General features: G+C 28.6%; 16 protein-coding genes and 20 tRNA genes (1 of these 36 only partly in view). 3 read left to right on the forward strand and 33 right to left on the reverse strand.

Annotated features, from left to right (window positions below; genetic code table 11):
- Together GOM42_RS12375 and GOM42_RS12380 are read right to left on the reverse strand one after the other, a co-directional pair.
- A protein-coding gene (locus GOM42_RS12375) for a chromate transporter (protein ID WP_003476466.1) crosses the window boundary here: on the reverse strand, positions 1-446 show its 5' portion. Its footprint begins 124 nt before the window's first position; 446 of the gene's 570 nt are visible here — the first part of the coding sequence; the start codon lies at positions 444-446; its stop codon lies off the left edge, out of view.
- Positions 433-984: a chromate transporter gene (locus GOM42_RS12380; protein WP_003462654.1), complete on the reverse strand. Its 552-nt coding sequence runs from the start codon at positions 982-984 to the stop codon at positions 433-435. Before GOM42_RS12380 ends, GOM42_RS12375 begins: the two co-directional genes overlap by 14 nt.
- A 427-nt stretch (positions 985-1,411) precedes the next feature.
- Here GOM42_RS12380 and GOM42_RS12385 point away from each other — a divergent pair, with 427 nt between their 5' ends.
- A complete protein-coding gene (locus GOM42_RS12385) occupies positions 1,412-2,125 on the forward strand; it encodes a YjgB family protein (protein WP_011591084.1) in 714 nt (237 codons plus the stop codon).
- Between the two features lie 331 nt (positions 2,126-2,456).
- On the opposite strand, the gene GOM42_RS12390 is transcribed toward GOM42_RS12385, so the two are convergent.
- The 24 genes from GOM42_RS12390 to rph all read right to left on the reverse strand — a co-directional run bounded on the left by GOM42_RS12390 (position 2,457) and on the right by rph (position 8,027).
- The gene (locus GOM42_RS12390) at positions 2,457-3,908 is read right to left on the reverse strand and encodes an aminoacyl-histidine dipeptidase (protein ID WP_011591085.1); all 1,452 of its coding nucleotides are present in this window, start codon (positions 3,906-3,908) and stop codon (positions 2,457-2,459) included.
- Positions 3,909-4,089: 181 nt separating this feature from the next.
- Positions 4,090-4,166, reverse strand: a tRNA-Arg gene (locus GOM42_RS12395).
- A gap of 50 nt (positions 4,167-4,216) precedes the next feature.
- Positions 4,217-4,290 (reverse strand) — tRNA-Gly (locus GOM42_RS12400).
- Positions 4,291-4,293: 3 nt separating this feature from the next.
- A tRNA-Gly gene (locus GOM42_RS12405) sits at positions 4,294-4,368 on the reverse strand.
- Between the two features lie 23 nt (positions 4,369-4,391).
- Positions 4,392-4,475 (reverse strand) — tRNA-Leu (locus GOM42_RS12410).
- A gap of 10 nt (positions 4,476-4,485) precedes the next feature.
- Positions 4,486-4,561, reverse strand: a tRNA-Lys gene (locus GOM42_RS12415).
- Between the two features lie 7 nt (positions 4,562-4,568).
- Positions 4,569-4,643 (reverse strand) — tRNA-Gln (locus GOM42_RS12420).
- A 5-nt stretch (positions 4,644-4,648) separates the two neighbouring features.
- Positions 4,649-4,724 (reverse strand) — tRNA-His (locus GOM42_RS12425).
- A 4-nt stretch (positions 4,725-4,728) separates the two neighbouring features.
- Positions 4,729-4,805: transfer RNA gene (locus GOM42_RS12430), tRNA-Arg, on the reverse strand.
- A gap of 35 nt (positions 4,806-4,840) precedes the next feature.
- Positions 4,841-4,914: transfer RNA gene (locus tag GOM42_RS12435), tRNA-Gly, on the reverse strand.
- Positions 4,915-4,918: 4 nt separating this feature from the next.
- A tRNA-Pro gene (locus GOM42_RS12440) sits at positions 4,919-4,994 on the reverse strand.
- A 5-nt stretch (positions 4,995-4,999) separates the two neighbouring features.
- Positions 5,000-5,076 (reverse strand) — tRNA-Arg (locus tag GOM42_RS12445).
- Between the two features lie 75 nt (positions 5,077-5,151).
- Positions 5,152-5,225, reverse strand: a tRNA-Gly gene (locus GOM42_RS12450).
- 4 nt (positions 5,226-5,229) lie between these two features.
- Positions 5,230-5,304, reverse strand: a tRNA-Gly gene (locus tag GOM42_RS12455).
- A 26-nt stretch (positions 5,305-5,330) separates the two neighbouring features.
- Positions 5,331-5,414, reverse strand: a tRNA-Leu gene (locus GOM42_RS12460).
- A gap of 10 nt (positions 5,415-5,424) precedes the next feature.
- Positions 5,425-5,500, reverse strand: a tRNA-Lys gene (locus GOM42_RS12465).
- A 6-nt stretch (positions 5,501-5,506) separates the two neighbouring features.
- A tRNA-Gln gene (locus tag GOM42_RS12470) sits at positions 5,507-5,581 on the reverse strand.
- Positions 5,582-5,584: 3 nt separating this feature from the next.
- Positions 5,585-5,660 (reverse strand) — tRNA-His (locus tag GOM42_RS12475).
- A 4-nt stretch (positions 5,661-5,664) separates the two neighbouring features.
- Positions 5,665-5,741, reverse strand: a tRNA-Arg gene (locus GOM42_RS12480).
- A 79-nt stretch (positions 5,742-5,820) separates the two neighbouring features.
- Positions 5,821-5,894 (reverse strand) — tRNA-Gly (locus tag GOM42_RS12485).
- A gap of 4 nt (positions 5,895-5,898) precedes the next feature.
- A tRNA-Pro gene (locus GOM42_RS12490) sits at positions 5,899-5,974 on the reverse strand.
- A gap of 208 nt (positions 5,975-6,182) precedes the next feature.
- Positions 6,183-6,653, reverse strand: a complete 471-nt coding sequence (locus tag GOM42_RS12495; protein WP_110035040.1) for a metallophosphoesterase — start codon at positions 6,651-6,653, stop codon at positions 6,183-6,185.
- A gap of 11 nt (positions 6,654-6,664) precedes the next feature.
- Positions 6,665-7,279 (reverse strand): XTP/dITP diphosphatase, encoded by a 615-nt coding sequence (locus tag GOM42_RS12500; protein WP_003459440.1) that lies wholly within the window; start codon positions 7,277-7,279, stop codon positions 6,665-6,667.
- 1 nt (position 7,280) lies between these two features.
- A complete protein-coding gene (gene rph / locus GOM42_RS12505) occupies positions 7,281-8,027 on the reverse strand; it encodes a ribonuclease PH (protein WP_252597664.1) in 747 nt (248 codons plus the stop codon).
- Between the two features lie 221 nt (positions 8,028-8,248).
- On the opposite strand from rph, the gene GOM42_RS12510 reads away from it, so the two are divergent.
- On the forward strand, positions 8,249-9,952 hold the full coding sequence (locus GOM42_RS12510; RefSeq protein WP_110035041.1) for a hypothetical protein: 1,704 nt from the start codon (positions 8,249-8,251) through the stop codon (positions 9,950-9,952).
- A gap of 268 nt (positions 9,953-10,220) precedes the next feature.
- Here the strand turns inward: GOM42_RS12510 and GOM42_RS12515 are convergent, their stop codons facing one another.
- Both GOM42_RS12515 and GOM42_RS12520 read right to left on the reverse strand, forming a co-directional pair.
- Entirely contained in the window at positions 10,221-11,723 is a 1,503-nt protein-coding gene (locus tag GOM42_RS12515) for an ABC transporter substrate-binding protein (protein ID WP_110035042.1), read from the reverse strand.
- Positions 11,724-12,880: 1,157 nt separating this feature from the next.
- The gene (locus GOM42_RS12520; RefSeq protein ID WP_003454358.1) at positions 12,881-13,345 is read right to left on the reverse strand and encodes a restriction endonuclease; all 465 of its coding nucleotides are present in this window, start codon (positions 13,343-13,345) and stop codon (positions 12,881-12,883) included.
- 123 nt (positions 13,346-13,468) lie between these two features.
- Between GOM42_RS12520 and GOM42_RS12525 the strand changes: the two genes are divergently transcribed.
- Positions 13,469-13,792 (forward strand): hypothetical protein, encoded by a 324-nt coding sequence (locus GOM42_RS12525; RefSeq protein ID WP_003459451.1) that lies wholly within the window; start codon positions 13,469-13,471, stop codon positions 13,790-13,792.
- 36 nt (positions 13,793-13,828) lie between these two features.
- On the opposite strand, the gene ligA is transcribed toward GOM42_RS12525, so the two are convergent.
- The 5 genes from ligA to GOM42_RS12550 form a co-directional block, all read right to left on the reverse strand.
- The gene (gene ligA / locus GOM42_RS12530; RefSeq protein ID WP_110035043.1) at positions 13,829-15,817 is read right to left on the reverse strand and encodes an NAD-dependent DNA ligase LigA; all 1,989 of its coding nucleotides are present in this window, start codon (positions 15,815-15,817) and stop codon (positions 13,829-13,831) included.
- 37 nt (positions 15,818-15,854) lie between these two features.
- A complete protein-coding gene (gene pcrA / locus GOM42_RS12535) occupies positions 15,855-18,110 on the reverse strand; it encodes a DNA helicase PcrA (RefSeq protein WP_110035044.1) in 2,256 nt (751 codons plus the stop codon).
- Between the two features lie 211 nt (positions 18,111-18,321).
- The gene (locus GOM42_RS12540; RefSeq protein ID WP_110035045.1) at positions 18,322-19,110 is read right to left on the reverse strand and encodes a hypothetical protein; all 789 of its coding nucleotides are present in this window, start codon (positions 19,108-19,110) and stop codon (positions 18,322-18,324) included.
- Between the two features lie 16 nt (positions 19,111-19,126).
- Entirely contained in the window at positions 19,127-19,675 is a 549-nt protein-coding gene (locus tag GOM42_RS12545; RefSeq protein WP_061415957.1) for a TasA family protein, read from the reverse strand.
- 1 nt (position 19,676) lies between these two features.
- Positions 19,677-20,348: an LPXTG cell wall anchor domain-containing protein gene (locus GOM42_RS12550; protein ID WP_003475059.1), complete on the reverse strand. Its 672-nt coding sequence runs from the start codon at positions 20,346-20,348 to the stop codon at positions 19,677-19,679.
- Between the last annotated feature and the right edge of the window lie 45 nt (positions 20,349-20,393).

Consider the following 20,393-nt stretch of genomic DNA (forward strand, 5'->3'; position numbering starts at 1 on the left):
AATATATCTGTAATATTATGTGTTTCTGCATATTTATTTAAAGTTAATATTGATATTTTTACTATTTCAAAGCCTGCCGCAAGTAAAAGACCTGTTGATGCTGGTCTTAATCCATAAAAACAATCAGCCACTCTTTTATTTTCTTTAAATTTTGCTAAGACTCTCGCTACAATTAAAATTATAATTATTGAAGGTACTATAATACCTATGGTTGAGGTAATGGCACCTAAAACTCCATAGGTTGCATAACCAACATAAGTTGCCATATTGATTCCCATAGCACCTGGTACTGATTGAGATATTGCAATCATGTTTGCAAGATCAGTATGAGTAAACCAATGTGTTTTATCTGAAATATTATATAGAAATGGTATAGTAGCAGCTCCACCGCCTACGGCAAAAAGACCAACTTTAAAAAATTCTAAAAATAATCTAATTAGTATCATTCTTTTTACCTCCAATTGATCTTAATACTATTCCTGCTATTCCTGCTATTATTACATATAAAACAGGAGATATATCTGTAAATATAGAAAATCCAGCTACTAATACAAAAATAATACATGTTTTAATATCAATTACTGATGTCTTAATTAAATTTATTGCTGTATTTAAAATTAATACTGCTACACATACACGAATCCCAGCAAAGGCATTCTTAACTATTGGAAGATCTGAAAAGTTTCCAATAAATGTAGCAATTATTGTTATCATTATTAATGATGGAGTAACAAAACCAAGGGTTGCTAGTATTCCTCCTAGATTTCCTTTTCTTTTATGACCTATAAATGTGGCTGTATTTACTGCAATTACTCCTGGGGTACACTGACCAATTGCATAGTAATCCATTAACTCTTCATTAGTAATCCAATTTCTTTTTTCAATTATTTCTTTTTGTAATATTGGAAATAAAGCATATCCCCCTCCAAAATTCATAAATCCTAATTTTATAAAAAGAAAATATAAATTAATTAATTCTTTCATATATAAAGCTCCTTTCTATTGTCTAAATATTTAAAGATTATAATATGTATAAAAATTTTTCATTATAATTAATTAATATGTATAAGGCTTTGTGTAATATATAAAAAAACAAAAACTTCAGAGATTCTTATAAAATAAACTCCAAATATTAATAATGTTTATTAAAATGGCTTACTTATATAATATAACACTCCATCCACCTAAAAAAACATTTGAAAATATATTTGTAATTATATAAATTATCATCTCATTTATCACACTATAAATTATATTATTTCCACTATTATTAATAATCTATTTTAAAAATTAGAATTATCTTATTTTAACAAAAGGCTTAAATTTTATTAATTAATAAATTTGTTAACTTTTTTGTAAACAAAAAATATATAATTTAATTAATTTTAAAAATATAATAGGAGTGATTAAAGTGAAAAAGTTACTTGTACCAGTTTTAGTTATTATAATTTTTGCATTGCTATTTGTAGGATGTACAAATTCTTCTAATTCATCAAGTGATTCTTCTGTAGAAATAATAAATAGTAATCAGCAAAATTCTAATTCCAATAATAATAACAGTTCTAATAATGACACTAAAAAATCTGACTCTAACAATGCTTCACATAAAGATAACAAAGATAACAATGTTTCCAATAATAAAAATACTAATAAAAAATTAGATAATAAAGCCGAAAAATTATTAAAAGATATTAAAGAAAAGGCTGTAAAAGGTGAAATTATTGACTATGATTTTAAACTAGGTGATTCAATATATGATGTAATTGACAAATTAGGAAAACCTTCTAGTGAAAATTATGTTGCTGAAGCTAAAGGAAATTACTTTAATTTTGATTCCTATAATTTATCATTTGGATGTAATAAGGGTGATCAAATCTTTGAAATTAGATCTTTAAATAAGGATTTAAAAAGCTTAGATTTAAATAATGTAGAAAACTTTTTTGGGAAGCCTGATTATACTGTTACAACTAAATCAAAAGAAAAAATTATTGGATATAAAATAACAAAAGATTTTAAAATACTATTTGTATTCAATACTAGTACATATAAATTAGACCATTATTCTGTTCTATATCCAAGTATAACTCATAATTCTATGGCAGGAGACAATGGCAGAGAGTGGTAAGATGATTACCCTTAAAGAAAAAGAGGTTACATACAATCTAATAATAAAACTTAAAAACATATTTTCATACTTACTTTCTATAAGTTTTATTAAAAATTATTGTATGCATCCTCTTTTATTTTTTCTTGCTACTTTATTACTATAATATTTTTATAATCTTAATTACTACACACTCTTATTATTAATTCTGATCTATGGTACTTTTTATAGGAAAATATTAAACTGGTTTTCTTTCTATATATAAATTCTAACCTATGCACCTTTCATAAATTTAAATTCTTATTTAACTAATATCTTTAAACTATAGAATTTATTATAAAGTTTTTAATCATTATTTCATGTTCTTTAATAATTCAGTTAAGAATCTATAGCATCTTCCAACAGATTCTATTTTAAAATGCTCATTTGCTGTATGCACATCAAATATATCTGGACCAAAACTTATCATTTCTACCTCTTGTCCCATCTTTTCTTTAAAGATTCCACACTCAAGACCTGCATGTAAAGCTGTTATTTGAGGCTCACTTCCAAATAAATCACTGTAAGTTTTAATGCTTAAATCTTTTATTTTTGATTCTGCTTCATATTCCCACTCTGGATAATCTCCATCTTTAGTCATATTAGCTCCTATAACTTTACAAAGAGCCTCTACTCTATTTGTAATTTCTATCTTTTTACTCTTAACTGCACTTCTTATATCAATAATAAATTTAATTTTATCCTCTACCATTTCTACTATTCCAAGATTTAAACTGCTTTCAACTAATCCATTTATCTCTTGACTCATAGATTGTAATCCATCTGGAACTAAAACTAAAAATCTAGTTACATCCTCTGTAACCTTTTTAGTTAATTGTTTTTCCACTCCTTCAATACTTTTAACAGAAAGATTAACATCTGGCTCTCCAATTCTGTATTCTGCCTTTAAATCTTTTTCTAAGGCAGTACAAATTTCTTTAACCTTTTCTACCTGTTCTTTCTTAACTGCAATTATGCTTTGACAATATTGTGGTATTGCATTATGTTTTGATCCACCCTTAATTGATGCAATGTTAAAGTCAACTTCTTTGCTTAAAGCATATAAGATTCTTCCCATTAACTTATTAGCATTTCCTCTTTGTTTATGGATTTCCATTCCTGAGTGTCCACCCTTAAAACCTGAAATCTCTAATTTTAAAGCTTCTCCATTAAACTCTTCAAATTCAGCATTTATTTCTGGATAAACCATTATTCCTCCAGCACAGCCTGCAATAAATACTCCTTCTTCTTCAGCATCTATATTTAATAAAACCTTTCCTTTTAAAAGTGAAGTATCTAAAGCAGTAGCTCCCCCCATAACTGTTTCTTCCTCTGTAGTTGCTACAAACTCTATTGCTGGATGCTCTATATTATTAGAATCTAAGATAGCTAATCCATAGGCTAAGGAAATACCATCATCTGCTCCTAAAGTAGTATCTGTAGCATAAACAAATTTATCATCAATAATTCTTAATTTTAAAGGATCTTTTTTAAAATCGTGATTACTACTCTTTAATTTTTCACATACCATATCCATATGCCCTTGAATTATAACTCCTGGTACAGTTTCATACCCCTTAGTAGCAGGCTTTTTAATTATTACATTTAGTGCCTCATCCTGAATAACTTCAAGATTTCTCTCCTTTGCAAACTTAACAAGATAATCACTAAGTTCTTTTTCATTTCCAGAATCATGTGGTATTCTTGTTAAATCTTCAAAAAATCTAAATACACTTTTAGGCTCTAGGTTTTCTAATACTCTCATTTTACTTCCTCCTCTAGCTAAACACTTAATAATCACTTTAAACTTTATAATTACTAATTTACTTTTATCTATATTGTAAATCTTATATATTACCTATAATTTTATAATATCATTTAATTAATTATTTTCAAAAATTAACCTAAAAAAATAAGGGTTACAAAATCATTGTAACCCTTAAAATTGGTGCACCTAGCAAGATTCGAACTCGCGACCTGTGGATTCGAAGTCCAACGCTCTATCCAGCTGAGCTATAGATGCTTATATTTTTAAAAATAAAAAAAAGATAACCGATTCGGTTATCTTTTGAATGGAGCGGGTACCGGGAATCGAACCCGGGTATCCAGCTTGGAAGGCTGGTGTTCTACCATTGAACTACACCCGCATATGGAGCGGAAGACGGGACTCGAACCCGCAACTTTCACCTTGGCAAGGTGACACTCTACCATTGAGTCACTCCCGCATTGAATGCTTGTTTAAATTTAATGGTGCAGATGAAGGGAGTCGAACCCCCACGCCATAGGCGCTAGATCCTAAGTCTAGTGCGTCTGCCAATTCCGCCACATCTGCAAATTAAATTTGGTGATCTGCCAGGGAATCGAACCCTGGACACCGTGATTAAAAGTCACGTGCTCTACCGACTGAGCTAGCAAATCAAGTTTTTGGCTGGGATAGCAGGATTCGAACCTGCGAATGACGGAGTCAAAGTCCGTTGCCTTACCGCTTGGCGATATCCCAAAATATGGGGTGAGCGACGAGACTCGAACTCGCGACACCCAGAGCCACAATCTGGTGCTCTACCAACTGAACTACGCCCACCATATGGTGTACCTTAAGGGATTCGAACCCCTGACCCACGGCTTAGAAGGCCGTTGCTCTATCCAGCTGAGCTAAAGATACACATTAATAAATTTTGAAATGATTTTAAACATTTATGGAGCGGGTACCGGGAATCGAACCCGGGTATCCAGCTTGGAAGGCTGGTGTTCTACCATTGAACTACACCCGCATAATGGTCGGGGTGACAGGGATCGAACCTGCGACCTCATGGTCCCAAACCACGCGCGCTCCCATCTGCGCCACACCCCGAAGTGTGGTGTACCTTAAGGGATTCGAACCCCTGACCCACGGCTTAGAAGGCCGTTGCTCTATCCAGCTGAGCTAAAGATACACATCAAACAATTATTATTTTAAATGTTTTTTAATGTTTTGTCAAGTGTTTTTACTTAACATTTTAAACATTTTGTGGAGCGGGTACCGGGAATCGAACCCGGGTATCCAGCTTGGAAGGCTGGTGTTCTACCATTGAACTACACCCGCATATTGGAGCGGAAGACGGGACTCGAACCCGCAACTTTCACCTTGGCAAGGTGACACTCTACCATTGAGTCACTCCCGCATTGAATGCTTAAAATTAAATTTAATTGGTGCAGATGAAGGGAGTCGAACCCCCACGCCGTAGGCGCTAGATCCTAAGTCTAGTGCGTCTGCCAATTCCGCCACATCTGCAAATTAAATTTGGTGATCTGCCAGGGAATCGAACCCTGGACACCGTGATTAAAAGTCACGTGCTCTACCGACTGAGCTAGCAAATCACATTTTGGCTGGGATAGCAGGATTCGAACCTGCGAATGACGGAGTCAAAGTCCGTTGCCTTACCGCTTGGCGATATCCCAATATGGGGTGAGCGACGAGACTCGAACTCGCGACACCCAGAGCCACAATCTGGTGCTCTACCAACTGAACTACGCCCACCATATGGTGTACCTTAAGGGATTCGAACCCCTGACCCACGGCTTAGAAGGCCGTTGCTCTATCCAGCTGAGCTAAAGATACACATTAAAAACAAAATTTATTTTAATTAGTTTTAAATGTTTTGTCAAGCACTTTTTTACTTAACTTTTGAAACATTTTGTGGAGCGGGTACCGGGAATCGAACCCGGGTATCCAGCTTGGAAGGCTGGTGTTCTACCATTGAACTACACCCGCATAATGGTCGGGGTGACAGGGATCGAACCTGCGACCTCATGGTCCCAAACCACGCGCGCTCCCATCTGCGCCACACCCCGAAGGCTTTGTTTCACCGCCGCTCTCTCGCGACGACAATAGTTATTCTACAGTATAGTTATTATTATGTCAACACTTTTTTTAAAGTTTTTTTAGAAAATTTTATCGAATCCTCTGAAACCCTGATAAAATCTATGTTTTCTTTTTAAAAAAAGTGCTAATACATAGTTTTTTTTATGTATTAACACTTATTTTTTAATTTAATTCTAATTAAATAGAAAAAAATCTTACTTCTATATTTTCAGAATCTACATTCATAAAAGCTATACTTGCTTCTCCATCTTTAGGTATTGATGGACTACCAGGATTTATTATCCACATATTTCCTTCTTTTAAGGCTACTTTTCTATGAGTATGACCAAAAATTACTCCATCTACCCCTAATTCAAGTCCTCTATAGTAAATTTTATCTAATCCATACTTAACTGTATATTTATGACCATGAGTTATTAGAAATTTTTTGCCTTCAATTTCAATAACTTGCTCAACTTGCCCATTTCTTTCATAGTCACAGTTTCCTACAATAGAATATACCTTCCCCTTAAAACTTTCACTTAATAACTTAACATCATTTATATTATCTCCTAAATGTATAAGAACATCTGAATCATTTAGTAAAGTTTTTATATATTCAATAACATGAGTAACTCCATGTGTATCACTGACTATAGCTACTTTCATTTCTTCTCCTCCTATTTAAGTATCCCTTTTAAATTATCCTTTAGTTTTTCTAAAGCTCTTCCCCTATGGCTAATAGCATTCTTTTCATCTGAAGTCATTTCTGCGAAAGTTTTTTTGTATTCTGGTACGAAAAATAAAGGATCATATCCAAAGCCTTCATTTCCACTTAAAGCTTCTAAAATTACTCCATAACTTTTTCCCTCTGCTACTATTTTTTCTCCTTTATCTGTAACTGCAACTATTACACATATAAAATTAGCTTTTCTTTCATCATCTTTAACATTTTTTAATTCCTCTAATAATTTTTCATTATTTTTAGAATCATTTCCATGTTCTCCTGCATATCTAGCAGAATATATACCTGGTGCTCCATTTAAATAATCTACTTCTAGCCCTGAATCATCAGCCATTACAATAAAATCACTTTCACCCTTACTAAGTAAATACTTTCTTATTTCATTAGCTTTCTTAAAAGAATTTTCTTCAAATGTTTTTCCGTCCTCTTCAACATCTATATCTATTCCTGCTTCATTTAAAGATAATATGTTCAAATTAAAATCTTTTAATATTTCTTTTATTTCTTTTACCTTATGTGCATTATTACTTGCTAGTATAAATTTTTTCATTTTACTCTCTCCCTGTTCCGATCCATAAAGAATCTGTCTTTAAAGCATTTTTTTGTGCTTGTATCATTTGTTTCGCTCCTTTTTCAGCAAGATTTAATAATTCATCTAATTCTTTTCTTGAAAAAGGTCCAATCTCTCCAGTACCTTGAATTTCTATAAATTCTCCCTCTTCTGTCATTACAACATTCATATCTACTTTAGCTACATGGTCTTCTTCATAGCATAAGTCTAATACTTTCTCTTCTCCTACTATTCCAATACTTACTGCGCTGACAAAATGTCTTATAGGATAAACATTAAAATGTTTCTTTTGATGAAGTTTATTTACAGCATCAACTAGCGCCACAAATGAGCCTGTAATAGAAGTCGTTCTAGTTCCCCCATCAGCTTGAAGAACATCACAGTCTATCCAAATAGTTTTTTCTCCTAAAGCTTTCATATCTACAGCTGATCTAAGAGCTCTTCCTATAAGTCTTTGTATTTCCATTGTTCTTCCATCTATTTTAAGTTTATTTATATCTCTTTGTTTTCTACTTTGAGTACTTCTTGGAATCATGTTATATTCAGCAGTTATCCACCCTTCTCCAGAACCCTTTAAAAAAGGTGGAACTTTTTCTTCTATTGAAGCAGTACATAATACTTTAGTATCCCCAACTTCTATTAATACAGAGCCTTCTGCATATTTAGTAAAGTTTCTTGTTATTTTAACTGGTCTTATCTGTTCTTTTTTTCTTCCACTACTTCTCATTCAATATCTCCTTACCTTAATTTATTTTCAAAACACTAATTATAAGAATAGTATATTGGTTATTTTATCCTTTATCAACATGGATTATATATAAAAATTATGTCTATAAAAAGCCCTCTAAACCTTTATTTCACCTAAAAGTATTATGTACTCACTAGGTAATATTTATAATAAAAATTCATATTAATATATATAAGAAATAATATCATGAGGTGAATTATTTGAAGTATATAGGTTCATTCTTCAAAGCTAATTCTCTTTCTAAAGAAGAGATGGCATCACAATTACTTTTTCTTTCAAAAGAATCAGTAAATCATATAGTACTTGAATCTAGGTGTGGAATATCTACAAATTACAAAAATCTTAAAGAAAACTTTAAAAAAGATGAGATATCATTCTTTAAAAATAATACCCCATTAATTTGTATATATAAAAAAGCAAAGCCTAATATTTATTCTTCTAAGTATTCAAAAACTTGGGATGATACCACCTTTAAAAAAGATATTCCAGTTTCATCTAATGCATTAATGACCCTTTCTCTTTTAAGACTTTGTTCTTACTATGAAAAATTTAAAAATATTAATAGTGCACTTTATAAAAGAGCTGCCTTTTATAAAAATTTAAGTAAGCTTCAACTGGAATTTTACTATACCTATTTAAGAAATCCAGAAGGTTTTTTTGTAAATAAGAAAAATGATGAGTCTTCTTCTAAGTCTAGCTTAAATATAAGTGAAAAAGAAGATGAAATGTCTTATTCAGATCAAGCATTAATGATGTTAGCTTACTATATGTATAGTAAGGTAGCCCCTGAAGATTCTGATAGCAAAACCTATGAAGATTTTGCACTTCAAATATTAAACATGTTTGTTAATTTTAAAGAAGAATTATACTCACTTTCCTTAGATGAATGTTGCAAAATAGACTATTGCTTAAATAACATGCTTCTATATTCAAATAATGAAGATTGTAAATTATTAGTTTTAGATTTGTCTGATTTCATATTAAACAAATATTATGAATCAAATAGCACATTTTCTAATCTTGAAACCACTTCTCTACTAGCCTTAAATATGTATTTAAGCTATAAGAATACAAACATACTTATATTTAAAGATGCTTACTTAGACTTAATTGAGCTTTTCTGTAATATGTTTAATGATGAAAAGGGAATAATCCTAAAAGGAACAGATAAAAAAGAGTATAAATATTCTAATATGGAAATATGCTTATATTTAACTAATCTTTTAATGTCCTTTGATTTAGATGAGGATTCCTCAGATAAAAGAGAGAATATAATATCTAAGGTCTATAAAAATTATATAGTTAACTCAGGCATAGTAACTAGTTTCCCTGATGCACCAAATTTAGATTCTCATGAAAGATATAAAAAGTTCTCTTTAAAGCCTGATGATTTAATTGATGAATCAATGTTTAGAATGACTAATGCTAATAGCCCTGAACTTACAGGATTAGCACCTATATTCACAAAAAATCTAAAGTACTCTACAAAGAAATCAATTTTCACTTCAGATAAAACTACCTTTGATAGTACAAAAAATATGTTTATATTCTTTGTATTTATAAATAGTTTTATTGATAAATATATAGATTTTATTACTGATACTCCTAAAGAGAAAAAAAGTGCTATGTTAGTAGAAGAAATAGACTCTTTAAAGAATGTACAAAAAACAAATAAACTTCCTAAATTAAATAATTTTAACTCTAAGACTCCTATAGTTCCACCTGATGCTGGAGAATCAGACTATAATTCTATAACTAATGAAAATCAAGTTGATGAAATTTCTCCACCACCAACAAATCCAAACTTAACTAGAGAAATATCTGAATATAGTGATTCTTCAATAGATAAAAAAGAGGATTTAGATGATAAAATGAAAAATATTCTTGATTCTACTGATTTATAATAATTTATACTCCATAAAACAATTAAAAACTTATAAATAGCTTTCTAGGAACTTCTATAATCTTTCTTTTCCTAATGTGCTATTTATAAGTTTTTTATTAAATATGGTTTATGATTTAGATTTATATGACAGAAAATATATTTTATTAGCTTAGATTTTATTATTAAATACAATCTGTAATTTAGGATTACTTATGTAAAATAAATTTCTCTAAAGTTTTTTTAATACTTAGAGTGCAAATTTACTTTCATATAAACTTATAAGTATTTTAACTGCTATATTTTAATATTAAATTTCCATTTGAATCAATAAATAAATAATTAACCTTTGGTGACTTACACCAAACATCATTTTTAAAACATAAACTAACTAAACTTAAATTAGGCTTTTCTGAAGTAGCAGTTTCTTTTCCCTCTTTTTCTCCCTCTTCTTTATTTATATCTTCCTGTTTTAAGCTTTCTGAGTTTTTTTCATTTAAGTTAAATTCACCAAAAGCTATATTAAACTCTCCACTTTTTATTACTTCTTCTATACCCTCATCATGAATTTTTACTATACTCTTTATGGCTAGCTCCTTGTCTAAAAATTTTTTCAGCTCACTTGCTAAAGCTTTATCTTCTTCATTATTTCCTACAACTATTTTTACTACCTCATTATTATTAAGAACCTTTTTCAAAGTATTTTTACCTGATTCTTTAAGATTATTTTTTTCTGATTCATTAATCTTATAATCTCCTTTATCTCCATCCTTTTTAATTGAGTGAATTTCTTCTTTGTTATTTATTACTTTTATATATGGTTTTCCTAAATTATTTTTTAATATATTACTATCACTAATTAAAACTTGCATAATATTAGATATTCCCTGAACCATTTCAGCTTTATCACTATTTACAATCATTAACTTTAAAATATCACTATTATATTTACTTAAATCTTTATATAATCCTATATCCTCTGAATATATTATAGGAGGATTCTTTAAAATATCTACTTTTTCTAGATTAAAAGCTGCTAACTCAATTTCATCAGACTCTTTCTCCTTAAAAGCTATATCTTTTATTTCTAATTCGCTACTATTATAAGGATTGTCTTTTAATCTTATAAATCCATCCTTAGTTACATCATATATAACATATGGCCCAGTATATGATATTTCATTAAAATCTTTCTTATAATTATCTAATGGTTCATTTAAATCTCTTAGTCTATATATAGGTTTAGCTAAATTTTTAAGTAAATCATTATCCTTATTGTTCATTCTTAAAACCAATGTATAATCATCAGGACTACTTATTGCTACTTCACTAAAATCAATTTTCCCTTCTCTATAATCCTTAACTCCGTAAATACTATATAACTCATTACTTGTATAATCTTCATTATCTGGACTTAATAAATCCCTAAAAAATATTTGAAAATCCTTTGCTGTAACTTCTGTGCCATTACTCCACTTATTTTTTTCATTAATCTTAAATGTATATTCTAAGCCATCATCACTAACCTTCCATCCCATAGCAAGGTCTGGAATTGGTTCTCCTTTTTCATTTACCTCAACTAATCCTGAAAATATATTGCTTACTAAATCCTCTTCTCCTTTATTTAATGATTCATTAGGACTTATGGTATCTGGTAAACTTTCAAGAGAATATATAATCCCTTCATTATATTCAAAGTTCATATTAGAAACAGGGGTTACATCCACATAACTCCTTCCTACTCCAACTACTAATAAAATTATTAAACATATAAATAAAATTACTTTCTTCATGTAAATATCTCCTTCAATAATAACTATATCACTTAATTATTTAATTTATTTCTAAATATACTTTCTTTGATTTATTTCCTTGATTTATTCCTTTAATTTATTTCAACTTATAGTTATAAAAACTATTAATAACATAGTAAAAAGAATGTCTATACTTATAAAACATAAGAAAGTAATTTAAGCTCATTAAATTTTATATAAAACAAATCTTTACCCTCAAAATAAGGATTTAAAATTTAACTTGTTATATGAAACATGTAATTATCTCCTTCATAATCTTTTCCTTTTAAATTATTGACAAATATAAGTTGAAATAAATCAAATAAATGATATTATTTCTTTAATTTATTTCTAAATATAGTTATAAAAACTATTAATAACATGGTAAAAGGAATGTCTATACTCATCAATCATAAGAAAGTAATTTAAACTCATTAAAATTTATATAAAAATGCTTATTTCACCCTCAAAATAAGCATTTAAAACTTAACTTGCCATATGAAACATATAATTATCTCCTTCAATAATATTTTCTCTTCAAATTATTAATAACTATATCACTTAATTATTTAATTTATTTCTAAATATAGTTATAAAAACTATCTAAATAACATGGTAAGAGGAATTTCTATACTTATTAAACATAAGAAAGTAATTTAAACTTATTTAAATTTATATAAAAATGCTTATTTCACCCTTAAAATAAGCATTTAAAACTTAACTTTTCATATGAAACATATAATTATCTTCTTCAATAATCTTTTCTCTTCAAATTATTAATAACTATATCACTTAATTATTTAATTTATTTCTAAATATAGTTATAAAAGCTATGTAAATAACATGGTAAGAGGAATTTCTATACTTATTAAACATAAGAAAGTAATTTAAACTCATTAAAATTTATATAAAAATGCTTATTTTACCCTCAAAATAAGCATTTAAAACTTAACTTTTCATATGAAACATGTAATTATCTTCTTCAATAATCTTTTCTCTTCAAATTATTAATAACTATATCACTTAATTATTTAATTTATTTCTAAATATAGTTATAAAAACTATCTAAATAACATGGTAAAAGGAATGTTTATACTTATAAAACATAAGAAAGTAATTTAAGCTCATTAAATTTTATATAAAACAAATCTTTACCCTCAAAATAAAGATTTAAAACTTAATTTGTCGTATGAAATATGATGATGTTTCTTTCTCTTTATCCACCTTTGCTTAACAACAAAGTCTTTTCCATTTAGAAGTTTTATTCTATTTATAAATCTATCTGTTTCTGCCATGTTATAAACATCTTGTTGAAAAACTCCTGTGGTAATATATACGCCCTTATCTATCTCTCTATCTTGTATTAAACGTATAAACTTATAGTAATCATAAATTGTTACAGCTAACGCTTTATGAAATACTATTAAAGTCTTTTTTCTACTAGAACTTATTTCTACTATAAATTCATTATTATTCTTTTCTATGATTTCATAATTTAATTTTTCTTTAATACACTCTTTAATTATTATTTGGCTTACTTTTTTTATTGATATCTTCCTAAATTTCATTAATGACTTTTCTATATTCTTTGAATTCATAAGAACATAAAAAGATTTCAGCATATACTTATCTCCTTATTTATCACTTACTAAAATTATATGTTTTAATGTAATAATTATTTAATACTATTTATAACTATTCTTATGGTATAATTTATTTATTATTTTATATGGAGGTAAAATTAAATGACCTTAGCAGTTCAAGTTGTTGCTATACTTTTCATGTTAATAATGATATTTTTAGGAATCTGGAGTTTTGTAATTGCAAATAAAGCTTACAGACAAATAAAGTATAAGAATTATTTACTTGAAAAAATAGCACACAATATATCTCTAATAAGAAATAAGGAAAAAATATTTGATAACTTAAATGCTATGGATGATTCAGTTTCATATTCTGAAATAAAAGAAAACCTTTTAGATAAAGATATTAAAACTGATACAGAATCAGAAGAGGATACAAATATATCAGAGGAAATAAAAGAAAACTCAAATATAGAGGAAAAATAAAAGCCATGTGAAATTACTCACATAGCTTTTATTTTTTTATATCATATTTTCAAATTCTTCTTCACTTAATATAGTAACACCTAAAGATTTAGCTTTATCATATTTTGAACCAGCTGCTTCTCCTGCTATTACAAAATCAGTCTTTTTACTTACACTTCCTGAAACCTTTGCTCCTAAAGATTCTAATTTTTCTTTTATTGATGTTCTAGAATAGTTTTCTAAAGTACCAGTTACTACTACTGTTTTTCCCATAAATGGACTTTCTAACACTTCTTTTTTCTCATAATGAGGGTTTACTCCAAGGGATAATAATTCATTTATTACTTTTAAAGTTCTTTCCTCTTTAAAGAATTCTATTATACTTCTAGCAACTATATCTCCAACATCTTGAACAGATACTAATTCTTCAAAAGTAGCCTTCTCTAGGTTTTCTAAAGACTCAAATCTCTTTACTAAATCCTTAGCAGTTTTAACTCCTACATTAGGAATTCCTAAGGAATATAAAAATGCTTCTAGAGTACAATCTTTACTTTTTTCTATGGCATCTAAAAGATTTTGTGCTTTCTTTGGACCAAACTTATCTAAATCTAATAATTTTTCATATTCTAATTTATAAAGATCTGATATATCTCTTATATCAAGTTTTTCAAATAATTGCTCCGCTGTTTTTTCTGAAAAACCAGCTATATTCATAGCTTCTCTTCCAGCAAAGTGAACTATAGTTTTAACCATTTGAGGCTTACATCCTAAAGTGTTTTCACAATAGATATGAACTCCTTCATGAACTAAATGTGCTCCACAAGCTGGACATACCTTTGGTTCTTCAATTTCCTTTGTACCTTCTAAACTTTCAGGAACTACTCCCATTATTTCCGGAATAACATCATTGCTTCTTCTTACAAATACTTCAGCTCCTAATCTTACTCCCTTTCTAGCTATATCATCCATATTATTTAATGTAGCCCTCTTAACAGTAACTCCTGCTAACTCTACTGGATCTAAGATAGCTGTTGGAGATACTCTTCCACTTCTACCTACATTCCATTCAACATCTAAAAGCTTAGTTGTAGCCTCCTGTGCTTCAAATTTATATGCAATAGCCCACTTAGGGAATTTAACTGTGTATCCTAAAAGTTCTCTAGTTCTTATATCATCTATAGCTATAACTAATCCATCTATATCATAATTTAAATCAAATCTTATATCTCTTATATAATCAATTTCTTTTTGAATTTCATCTAAAGTTTTGCATTCCCTAATATAATCATCCATTGGAAATCCCTTAACTTTTATGAAATTTAACATTTCCATATAAGTTTTAAAAGGAGCTCCTTCCTTATATCCAACATCATAGAAGAAAGCTGATAAATTTCTTTTAGCTGTCTCTGCTACATTTAAATTTCTTAAAGCTCCCGCTGCTCCATTTCTTAAATTCTTAAGAGGAGTCTCTGCTTCACTATTGTATTTTTCAAAGGCTTCTGTAGTCATGATAGCCTCTCCATGAATTTCTAGAAAATCATGACAATCAATTTTTAATGGAATTGATTTTATAGTTTTAACCTGAGCTGTGACATCTTCACCAATAGCCCCAGTTCCTCTAGTTGCTCCAGTAACTAATACTCCATTTTCATCGTAGGAAAGATTAATTGTTAATCCATCAAACTTTTTAGTTAAAATATATTTTAATGGTGGTAATTCTTCATCTGAAGTTCTATTATATTCTTCAAGGAATTTAACATTTCTATTATGCCACTCTCTAATTTCCTCTAAAGTTTGAGCTTTGTCTAAACTCCAAAGTCTAGCTTTATGAGTGTATTTTTTAAACTCAGGAAGAATTACATCACCAACTCTTTGAGTAGGTGAATAGGGTAATTTATATCCTGTTTCCTTTTCTAAATCTACTAATTCATAGTATTTTTTATCATAATCTTTATCTGTTACTGAAGAATTTCCTAAAACATAATATTCATAAGCATATTTATTTAACTCTTCAACTAACTCTTCTATTAATTTTTTCTTATCCATCTTACTCATCTACTCCTTATTAAAGTAAATTTCTATATTAAAGAAGCTCTAGTGGTGCAAAGCTAAACATTAAATGTTTAACTCCTTGACTATCAAAGGCAATTGTAAGTTTATAGTCATCTCCAACTTTACTCTTTGTTATTAATGTTCCTACACCAAACTTAGGATGCTTAACTTTTCTTCCCATAGTTAGTTCATCTATTCCTGCATTACCTGAAGATTTTCCTGATAAGGTCTTATTTAGGGATTCATTTGCTTTAGAAGCACTCATTCCTCCTCTAATGCTATGAGGATTATAAGTTTTTCTAGTCTCTCCATAAGTTTGTGAACTATTTTTGAAAGAGTTACTTGAACTTTTCCCATTGATATTTACATAGTCTTTTATGTTAGCTGGAATTTCTGATATAAAATCTGATTGTCCATAAGCTACTGTTTTACCAAATATCATTCTTGTTTCAGCTGATGTCATATATAATTTTTCCTCAGCTCTAGTTATTCCAACATAGCAAAGTCTTCTAGCCTCTTCCATTTGATTATCATGTTCAAAGCAAGCTGCATTTGGGAATATTCCGTTCTCCATACCAACTAAGAAAACTGTTGGGAATTCTAGTCCCTTTGAGCTGTGAACTGTCATAAGCATTACATAATTATCTTCTGCTTCTAAATCATCCATATCTTGAACAAGAGCAACCTTCTCTAAGTAAGCTGATAATGATTTATCTTCTTCATTACTCTTTTCAAATTCAACAGCATCAGAAACTAATTCTTCTAAGTTTTCTATTCTACTTTGATCCTCTATAAGCTTTGAATCTTTAAGTGATTTTAAGTAACCTGTTTTCTCTAAAACATATTCAATTAATTGAGATACACTTAGTTGCTCTGACATAACCATTATTTCTTCCATCATATCAGTAAACTTCTTAATAGGATTTATGCTTCTAGCTGTTAATCCTGGCACATAATCTACATCTAATAAAACATTGTATAATGTATCATCTATTTCAGTTGCATGATTTTGAAGTTTTTCTACAGTAGTATCTCCAATACTTCTTTTAGGAACATTTATTATTCTTCTTAAACTTATAGAATCTTTAGGATTTACTATTATTTTTAAGTATGCAAGAATATCTTTTATCTCTTTTCTATCATAGAATTTTAGCCCTCCAAAAATTCTATATGGAATTCCTGCTCTTCTTAATGCTTCCTCAAAATTACGAGACTGTGCATTTGTTCTGTAAAGAACAGCAAAATCCTTATATTTATATCCTTTATCACTTTTTAATTTTTCTATCTCTGAAACAACAAAGGAAGCTTCCATTTTATCTGAGTAAGCTCTATGAATACTTATTTTTTCTCCCTCTACTTGCTCAGTTCTTAAAATCTTAAATTTTCTCTCTGCATTATTTTTTATAACTTTATTAGCAGCTTCTAAAATATTTCCTTTTGATCTATAGTTTTGTTCAAGCTTAACAACTTTAGCCTCTGGATAATCCTTTTCAAAATCTAATATATTTCTTATATCTGCCCCTCTCCAAGCATAAATACATTGGTCATCATCACCAACTACGCATATATTTTTGTGTTTTGCAGCTAAAAGCTTAGCAAATTCATATTGAGCTTTATTTGTATCTTGATACTCATCTATCATTATGTATTTAAACTTATTTTGATAAAACTCTAATACATCATTATGCTTTCTAAATAACTCAACAGTTTTTACTATTAAATCATCAAAATCTAGGGCATTATTTTCTTTTAATTTCTTTTGGTATAAAAGATATGCATCTGCTATTTTATTTTTTCTAAAGTTATCTTCATTTTCTTTCTTAAAACTTTGTGCACTTTGGATATTATCCTTTGCTTTTCCTATAGTACCTAAAATCTCTAAATCAGTTATCTCTTTTTCATTAATATTAAGCTCTTTCATTACAAGTTTTATTAATGTTTTCTGATCTGATGAATCATATATTGTAAAGTCTTTACTATAACCTAATTTATCTATTTCTCTTCTTAAAATTCTCACGCAAGATGAATGAAATGTTGATATCCACATGTTGTTTGCCACTTCACCAACTAGAGATTTTACTCTCTCTCTCATTTCCCCTGCTGCTTTATTTGTAAATGTTATCGCTAATATATTATAAGGTTTTATATCATTTTCTATCATGTATGCTATTCTGTGTGTAAGTACTCTAGTTTTACCAGAACCTGCTCCTGCTAATATAAGTACTTGACCATCAATTGTGGTTGCTGCTTCATATTGTTCTTTATTAAGCAAGCTTTTTAAATCCATTAGATCACTCCTCTTCCTACAATAAAACTAAACTTTATTATACCATATAAATCTATATATTATATTCTATCAAACATATTATTCTTTTACATGATTAATAAAAAATAAATGGCCACATTATAAAATGTGACCATTTATTTCAAATATAATACTCTTACTTTAAATATAATCTTTTAAATTTACCTCTTTAATTTATTTCATATATTTTTTCTTAATTAATATTAGTAAGATTATTTGAAATTTCTCCCTCTCCTAAAGATTTATTTAGCTCATTTTCATTAATATTTTCTTGCTCTAAATTTTCTTCCTTAGGTAAATTCTCTCCTTCTACAGGTGTAGTATTTTCATCTCCACTTTTTGGAGTCTCAATATTTTCAACTTCATTATTAGAATTTTCTATTGAAGATTCTTCTTTAACTTCATTATTAGGTTGATCTATAACCTCCTCTTTAATCTCACTATTAGGTTTAACCCTTTCATCTCCCTTAATCTCATTATTAGATTGACTTTCTTTATTACCATTTTGATCATTAGTTAAACTCCATGTGATGTTTCCATTAGAATCTTCATATAAGTATAAAGTTATTTCTTCTAAATCCTTACCAAATCTATCTTCAAAATTACTATTTAATTTTATACTTGGCAAATTATTTTCTATTCCAACAGGAATTAAAAATTCTCCATCCTTTTTACTTATTATAATTTCCTTTCCCTCTATTGAAATTTCAACATTATCTAAAAAAGTTTCACTTCCAACAATATCACTATTTATATTCTCTCCACTGTAGAAGACTTTTTTAGAAAACTCTAATACAAGAGAGTTTTCTCTAGTGCTTATCTTTGAAATTTCAAAAGGACTTTCCTTAGGATCTAACTCAACTATTTTAACCGTATTTTTTACTGAATACTCTCCACTAAAATAAGCATAACTTCCATAAGTAGCACTTGAAGCAAGTGAAACTCCTAAAATTAATGCTATAATTTTATTCTTACTAATCACTTAAACTCCTCCTCTACTACTTACTATTTTCCTGAGCATACCCTATATTTAAATCAAATTTAAATTCTGCATTAGAATAATTCTCTGGCATATCTCTTTGCATATTTAATGTTAATGTAGCAGTTAAAACTTCACCATCATTTAAAACTACTTCATTACCCTCTGCATCTAATAATTGAATATTTTTATTAAATAGTGAAAGTAATGTCTCTTCTCCATTTCCATACCCTTGTATATTTCTATTTTCACTACTTTCAAAACTTAAGGAATACTTTATTTTCTCTAGTCCATCATTTCCTATTGATGAATTTTTAAAATTTAATGTCATCCTTTGATCTAAAGTTCCATTATTAGTTATTATAAAAGTATCACTAACAGGAACTTCTATGTCCATTTTCTCTATTTTAACTGTTTTTGTAGCCTCAGAACTTAAGGTTCCTAAAGTTAACTTTAAATCACCGTTTACTTTTTCTTTATCTGAAAAATAGGCTACACTTCCTAAACCTCCTGTTATCCCTATAGCTAATACTAATGAAATTATTCTTCTCATCTTAAGGGTTTTCATATTAAATCTCCTCCTTTTTTTGAGGTAACTTTAATATTGATGCTCCTATACCTAAAGCTAGAACTCCAAAAACCATAAAATTGTTATTGCTAAAGCCCCCTGTATTTGGTAAGTTTCCACTTCCATTATTTATTTCATCCTCATATTCATATTGAATACTTAGACTAAATGCATTTTGTATGCCTTGTCCTCTATTATCTAAGTCATTAGAAATCTTTACTTCTAAATCTATAAGTTTACTATTATTAGACTCTACATTTATTCCATCTTTTAATTTAATATTTCCTTCTGAAAAAACCTCTTCAAGAGTTCCTTGAAAAATCAGATCACTACTGTCTTTTACAGTAATAAATGCATTTTCCAAAAAATATTTATACCTTTCATCCCCCTCATCAATATATGAAGAATTTACATAGTCTAAGAGTTTTTCATCATGAAAATTTAGAGTTTTTATAACTATATCTTCACTTAAATTATTAGATATTTTTATTGAGCTTTCTTCTAAATTTCCTGGTTCCCAAATAATTTCTTCATTAAACAAATTATTCTTTTCTTCCACTACATCAATAGTAACGCCAGCTTTTTCTTTAGCAAATATAATATTATCTTTAACTGGCATAAAAGCTAATGTTGCTAAAAGTGTACATAAAAATACGCTTTTAGTTCTCCTCATACTGTTTCCCCCCCTCTTACTAGTATTAACATAATAAATATAATT

The sequence above is a fragment of the Clostridium sp. 16K-1-R1 genome, assembly GCF_023921145.1.
Lineage (GTDB): Bacteria > Bacillota > Clostridia > Clostridiales > Clostridiaceae > Sarcina > Sarcina perfringens.

What these genes read in the sequence shown, in the direction of transcription:
- GOM42_RS12550 (WP_003475059.1), bottom strand. Translation starts at nt 20,348, where the DNA reads ATGAGGAGAACTAAAAGCGTATTTTTATGTACACTTTTAGCAACATTA.
- GOM42_RS12520 (WP_003454358.1), bottom strand. Translation starts at nt 13,345, where the DNA reads ATGCTGAAATCTTTTTATGTTCTTATGAATTCAAAGAATATAGAAAAG.
- pcrA (WP_110035044.1), bottom strand. Translation starts at nt 18,110, where the DNA reads ATGGATTTAAAAAGCTTGCTTAATAAAGAACAATATGAAGCAGCAACC.
- GOM42_RS12515 (WP_110035042.1), bottom strand. Translation starts at nt 11,723, where the DNA reads ATGAAGAAAGTAATTTTATTTATATGTTTAATAATTTTATTAGTAGTT.
- ligA (WP_110035043.1), bottom strand. Translation starts at nt 15,817, where the DNA reads ATGGATAAGAAAAAATTAATAGAAGAGTTAGTTGAAGAGTTAAATAAA.
- rph (WP_252597664.1), bottom strand. Translation starts at nt 8,027, where the DNA reads ATGAGAAGTAGTGGAAGAAAAAAAGAACAGATAAGACCAGTTAAAATA.
- GOM42_RS12390 (WP_011591085.1), bottom strand. Translation starts at nt 3,908, where the DNA reads ATGAGAGTATTAGAAAACCTAGAGCCTAAAAGTGTATTTAGATTTTTT.
- GOM42_RS12380 (WP_003462654.1), bottom strand. Translation starts at nt 984, where the DNA reads ATGAAAGAATTAATTAATTTATATTTTCTTTTTATAAAATTAGGATTT.
- GOM42_RS12545 (WP_061415957.1), bottom strand. Translation starts at nt 19,675, where the DNA reads ATGAAAACCCTTAAGATGAGAAGAATAATTTCATTAGTATTAGCTATA.
- GOM42_RS12500 (WP_003459440.1), bottom strand. Translation starts at nt 7,279, where the DNA reads ATGAAAAAATTTATACTAGCAAGTAATAATGCACATAAGGTAAAAGAA.
- GOM42_RS12525 (WP_003459451.1), top strand. Translation starts at nt 13,469, where the DNA reads ATGACCTTAGCAGTTCAAGTTGTTGCTATACTTTTCATGTTAATAATG.
- GOM42_RS12495 (WP_110035040.1), bottom strand. Translation starts at nt 6,653, where the DNA reads ATGAAAGTAGCTATAGTCAGTGATACACATGGAGTTACTCATGTTATT.